This window comes from Streptomyces solincola, from assembly GCF_002982015.1.
GTDB lineage: Bacteria > Actinomycetota > Actinomycetes > Streptomycetales > Streptomycetaceae > Streptomyces > Streptomyces solincola.
Genome location: NZ_PVLV01000481.1, coordinates 1 through 5295, shown reverse-complemented (window position 1 = coordinate 5295; position 5295 = coordinate 1). Strand labels below are relative to the sequence as shown.

The 5295-nt window shown below is 77.5% G+C and carries 4 protein-coding genes and 1 pseudogene; 3 read left to right on the top strand and 2 right to left on the bottom strand.

The window, feature by feature from the left end; all coding sequences use genetic code 11:
* From crtI to C6N75_RS25015, 3 genes are all read left to right on the top strand, one after another.
* A partial coding sequence (gene crtI, locus C6N75_RS25025; protein ID WP_105871153.1) for a phytoene desaturase family protein occupies positions 1-1463 on the top strand: 1463 nt, incomplete at its 5' end.
* Positions 1464-1530: 67 nt separating this feature from the next.
* Positions 1531-2529, top strand: coding sequence for a phytoene/squalene synthase family protein (locus C6N75_RS25020; RefSeq protein WP_105871152.1), 999 nt, complete (start codon positions 1531-1533; stop codon positions 2527-2529).
* Positions 2526-3545 carry a DUF5914 domain-containing protein gene (locus C6N75_RS25015; RefSeq protein WP_105871151.1) on the top strand — a complete coding sequence of 340 codons (1020 nt, stop codon included), beginning with the start codon at positions 2526-2528 and terminating at the stop codon, positions 3543-3545. The genes C6N75_RS25020 and C6N75_RS25015 overlap by 4 nt, the downstream gene beginning before the upstream one ends.
* Before the next feature lie 23 nt (positions 3546-3568).
* On the opposite strand, the gene C6N75_RS25010 is transcribed toward C6N75_RS25015, so the two are convergent.
* Both C6N75_RS25010 and C6N75_RS25005 read right to left on the bottom strand, forming a co-directional pair.
* Positions 3569-5116: an FAD-dependent oxidoreductase gene (locus tag C6N75_RS25010; RefSeq protein WP_105871150.1), complete on the bottom strand. Its 1548-nt coding sequence runs from the start codon at positions 5114-5116 to the stop codon at positions 3569-3571.
* Positions 5113-5295: pseudogene (locus tag C6N75_RS25005) on the bottom strand (ubiquinone biosynthesis methyltransferase UbiE); the annotation flags it as partial. The pseudogene C6N75_RS25005 and the gene C6N75_RS25010, both read right to left, overlap by 4 nt.

Here is a 5295-nt window from a genome sequence, read left to right as displayed (position 1 = left end):
GGCGGCGGGAGTTCGGAGGTTTCACCGCGGACACCGGGCCGACGGTGCTGACCATGCCGCACCTCGCGGACGAGGCGTTCGCCGCGGTCGGCGACAGCCTGCACCGCCGGGTCGAGCTGGTGCCGCTGACGCCGGCCTACCGGGCCGGGTTCGCCGACGGGTCGCGGATCGACGTGCACACCGACGGCGACGCCATGGAGGAGGAGGTCCGGCGGTTCGCGGGCCCCGCGGAGGCCGCCGGATACCGGGAGCTGCGGTCCTGGCTGAAGAAGCTGTACCGGGCGCAGATGAACCGGTTCATCGACGCGAACTTCGACTCGCCCTTCCCGTTGCTGCACCCGGACCTGGCGAGGCTGGCCGCGCTGGGCGGCTTCGGAAGGCTGGACCGGCGGATCGGGCGGTACCTCTCGGACGAGCGGCTGCGACGGATCTTCTCCTTCCAGTCGCTGTACGCGGGGGTGGCGCCGGCCCGGGCGCTGGCCGCCTACGCGGTGATCGCCTACATGGACACGGTCGCCGGGGTCTACTTCCCGCGCGGCGGCATGCACGCGCTGCCGGCGGCGATGGCGGCGGCGGCCGGGGACGCCGGGGCGGACTTCCGGTGGTCGGCGGGCGTGACGGAGCTGGAGCGGTCGGCCGGGCGGGTGCGGGCGGTCAAGCTGTCCACCGGGGAGCGCATCGCCTGCGACGCGGTGGTGCTCACCCCGGACCTGCCGGTGGCGCACCGGCTCCTGGGCCGGGCCCCGCGCCGGCCGCTGGCGCTGCGGCACTCCCCCTCGGCGGTGGTGCTGCACGCCGGCACCGACCGCACCTGGCCCGAACTGGCGCACCACACACTGTCGTTCGGCGCGGCGTGGGAGGGGACGTTCGAGGAGCTGACGCGCACCGGGCGGCTGATGAGCGACCCGTCGCTGCTGATCACCCGGCCCACCGCGCACGACCCGTCCCTCGCCCCGGCCGGCCGGCACCTGCACTACGTGCTGGCGCCCTGCCCCAACACGGTGACCGGCCCCTCGGTGCGCGACTGGGCCGAGCTGGGCCCGCGTTACCGGGACTCGGTGGTCGCGGAGCTGGAGCGGCGCGGGCTGACCGGGTTCGGCGCGGCGATCGAGCGGGAGGTGCTGGTGACGCCCGCCGACTGGGCGGCGCAGGGGTACGGCGCCGGCACGCCGTTCTCTGTGTCGCACACCTTCGCCCAGACCGGTCCGTTCCGGCCGCGCAACATGGTGCGGGGGGTGGACAACGTGGTGCTGGCCGGCTGCGGCACCACCCCGGGCGTCGGCGTGCCCACCGTGCTGATCAGCGGCAAGCTGGCGGCGGCCAGGATCACCGGCGGCGACCGCCGGCGACCGCCCGGCGCGGTGCGCGGGGCGGCGGCCGCCCCGGCCGTCCGGGCGGGCCGGCCGGTGGCGGCCGCCGAAGCCGCCCGGCCGCGTACCGCCCCGGAGGCGCCCACCCGATGACCCTCCGTCCCGCGCATCCGCGCCGCTCCTGCCCTGGCACGACCCCCCTTCCCGAGAGGCGGCGGCGATGACCCGACGCGAACTCGACGCCGCGGGCGTCACCGATCCGGCCCTGCGCGCGGCGTACACGCGCTGCCGGGAGCTGAACGCCCGGCACGGGCGCACCTACTTCCTGGCCACCCGGCTGCTGCCGGTGGAGCGGCGCAGCGCGGTGCACGCCCTCTACGGCTTCGCCCGCTGGGCGGACGACATCGTCGACGGGCTCGACCGGCGGGAGACACCCGCCGAGCGGGACCGGCTGCTGAAGCTGCTGGAGGACGACCTGGCGTGCGGGCTGCGCGGCCGCGGCGGCGACGAGCCGGTGGTGCGGGCGGTCGCGGACACCGCCGAGCGGTACGCCATCGACCCGGTGCTGTTCGCCGACTTCATGGCCTCGATGCGCTCGGACCTGACCGTCACCGACTACCCCGCCTACGAGGACCTGCGCGGCTACATGCACGGCTCGGCGGCGGTGATCGGCCTCCAGATGCTGCCGGTCCTGGGCACGGTGACCTCCCGGGAGGAGGCCGCGCCGCACGCGGCGGCCCTCGGGGTGGCGTTCCAGCTCACCAACTTCCTCCGGGACGTCGGCGAGGACCTGGACCGCGGCCGGATCTACCTGCCCGGCGACCTGCTGGCCGCGCACGGCGTGGACCGGGCCCTGCTGGAGTGGAGCCGGCGCACCGGCCGCGACGACCCCCGCATCCGGGCCGCGCTCGTCGCGGCGGCCGAACTGACCCGCGGCGTCTACCGGGAGGCCGAGCCCGGCATCGCCATGCTGGAGCCGCGCACCCGCCCCTGCATCCGTACCGCTTTCGTGCTGTACGGCGGCATCCTGGACGCCATCGCCGCCGACGGGTACGCGGTGCTGCACCGCCGCTCGGTGGTGCCGAGGCGGCGGCGGGCGGCCGTGGCGGCCGGCGGGCTGGCCCGCATCCTGGCCGCCCGGGTGCCGCGCGGCAGCGCCCCGCCGCCCCGGCCGCGCCCGCCGGTGCGGCAGCCCGCACCCGAGGAGGGCGCCCGATGAGCGCGCCGGGGAAGGGCGGACGCCGCTGGACCTCGCCGCTGAAGCTGCGCAGCGGCCCGGACTGGGCGGCGCAGCGGCCGACCTGGCGGGACGCGAGGCCGTCGCTGATCGCCGAGGCGCTCAAGCGCGCGGCGGCCCGCCCCTCCGGGAACTGGTACGCGGTCGGCGCGGCGCGGGAGGTGACCGCCGACGGGCGTCCGGCCGGCCGGACCGTGGGCGGGACCGAGGTCGTGCTGTGGCGGGACGCGGACGGCGTGCTGCGGGCCGGCCCCGGGGTGTGCCCACATCTGGGGGCGCCGCTGAAGGACAGCCGGGTGGTGTGCGGGACGCTGGTCTGCCACTGGCACGGACTGGCGCTGGAGGGCGGGCCGTTCGCCGGCTGGGAGCCGTACCCGGCGTACGACGACGGGGTGCTGGCCTGGGTGCGGCTGGACGCGGTCGGCGGCGAGGAGCCGCTGGAGCGCCCGGTGGTGCCGGCCCGGCCCGCGCCGGCCGGCGCGGTGGACTCGGTCTACACCGGGGCGGGGGTGTGCGAGCCGGAGGACGTGGTCGCCAACCGGCTGGACCCCTGGCACGGCTCGTGGTTCCACCCGTACTCCTTCGTGGACCTGAAGGTGGTGGACACCCCCGGGGGCGGGGCCGCCGGCGCGGACGACGGCTTCGCGGTGGACGTGTCGTTCCGGGTGGCGGGGAAGCTGGTGGTGCCGGTGCGGGCGGTGTTCACCGCGCCCGAGCCGCGGACCGTCGTCATGCACATCACCGACGGGGAGGGCGCCGGCTCGGTGGTGGAGACGCACGCCACGCCGCTGACCGCGCCGGGCGCCGCCCGGCCCCGTACCGCCGTGGTGGAGGCGGTGGTCGCGGCATCCGAGCGGCGCGGCTTCGCGCTGGCCCGGGCCGCCGCGCCGGCCCTGCGGCCGCTGATGCGCCGGGCGGCGGGCCGGCTGTGGCGCGACGACCTGGCCTATGCCGAACGCCGCTGGGCGCTGCGCAGCACCGGCCGCTTCCCGGGCTGAGCCCGGGAAGCGGCCGGGGTGTGTCAGCGGCCGGCGCGGCGGGCCAGGGTGCGCAGCAGGCGGGAGCGGCCGGCGCGGGGCACCGTCCACAGGACCTGGCCGGTGACGCCCCAGTCGGCGAGCAGGGCGTTGGCGGCCTGGAAGCCGGTGGTGGCGGCGCGTTCCATCAGGGCCACCGGCAGGTCGGTGCGGACCAGGTCGCCGGCCAGCACCACGCCCGGGTGCGGGGTGCGCACGCCGGGGCGGCGCGCGAAGCCGCCGACCGGGAACACCGGGCAGTCCGCCCGCCATTCGTGGCGCGCGTCCACCGCGCGGGCGTCGCGGGTCTCCGGGTAGACCTCGTGCAGTCGGGCGACCATCCGCTCCTGGACCTCCTTGCGTTCGGCGCTCTCGTCCACCGCGTAGGCGTGCAGCTCCACCACCGAGCCGCCGGTGCGGGCCGCCCAGCGGGCCGCCTCGCCCTCCCAGCGGTCCAGCACGCTGACGTTGTCCAGTCCGTCATAGCCGCTGGTGCCCAGGAAGCCGGGGCGCTCGGGCGCGACCGGCCGGTCCAGCCAGAGCCGGGAGACCAGGAACGGCGGCGCGGTGCGCAGCGCGGCGACGTCCGCCCGCCAGTCGGCGTCGCCCAGCTCCGGGGAGCCGGCCACCACCGCGCGCAGCCCGCCGGTGTCCAGGGCCAGGACGACCGCCTGGTAGCGCTCCACTCCCCCGTCGGTGACGACGTCCAGGTCTCCGCCCGGCAGGGGGGCGACGCCGCTGACCGGCGTCCGCGTGCGCAGGTCGGCGCCCAGGCCGCCGAGGTAGCCGGCCAGCGGCTCCCACAGCGCCTGCGGGTAGGGCTCGGTGGGCACGTCGAACAGCAGGCCCTCGGAGGAGCCGAGGAAGTAGATGTGGAACATCACCAGCAGCTCGGCGGCGGACAGTTCGCGCGGGTCGGCGAAGAAGCTGCGGGAGAACACCTCGAAGGCCAGGTGGTGCGCGGCTTCGGGGAAGTTGACGGCGCGCAGGAAGTCGTACGCGCTGGTGCCGTCGTACCGCCGGTAGACCTCGGGCACCCGGACGTCGAGCAGCGGCAGCGCGGCGCGGGCGTCGAGCGCGGCGAGGTCGCGCAGCCCGAAGGTGGGGCTGAGGGCGACGAACCCGGCGGCGCTCAGCGGCGGGGTGCGCGGCACCCGGGCGAAGCCGTCGGTCAGCCCGGAGCGGTGGCGCAGCGGATAGTCGGGCAGGCCGGTGAGCCGGGCGAGCGCCGGGTCGGTGCGGCGCAGCAGGCCGCGCAGGTTGTAGTACTGGCGGAAGAAGGCGTGGAAGCCGCGGCTCATGGTGGCCTCGGAGCCGTCGGCGAGCCGGGTGCTCCAGCCGGCGAGCCGGCCGCCGAGGGTCGGTTCGCGCTCGTAGAGCGTGACCTGGATGCCGCGTTCGGCGAGCGCGGTGGCGGCGGCGAGGCCGGCGATGCCGCCGCCGATCACGGCGGTGCGCGGCGCGGGTCCGCCGGAGTACCGGGGCCGGCCGGGGGCGGGCAGCAGGACCTCGGCGCGGCGGTCGCGGCCCCGGCGGGCGGCGGGGGCGCTCACGCCCGGTCCTCGGCGGCGGTGCGCGGCGCGGCGACGGTGGGGCGGGTGGCCAGGAAGGTGTGGACGATGCCGGTCTGCCAGCCGGCCACCGGCAGGGTGCGCACCGCGCCGAAACCGCGGCGGCGCAGCCTGTCGGCGAACTCGGGGGCGGTGTCGAAGTCGATGACGCTGCGCCGCCG

What these genes read in the sequence shown, in the direction of transcription:
- C6N75_RS25020 (WP_105871152.1), top strand. Translation starts at nt 1,531, where the DNA reads ATGACCCGACGCGAACTCGACGCCGCGGGCGTCACCGATCCGGCCCTG.
- C6N75_RS25015 (WP_105871151.1), top strand. Translation starts at nt 2,526, where the DNA reads ATGAGCGCGCCGGGGAAGGGCGGACGCCGCTGGACCTCGCCGCTGAAG.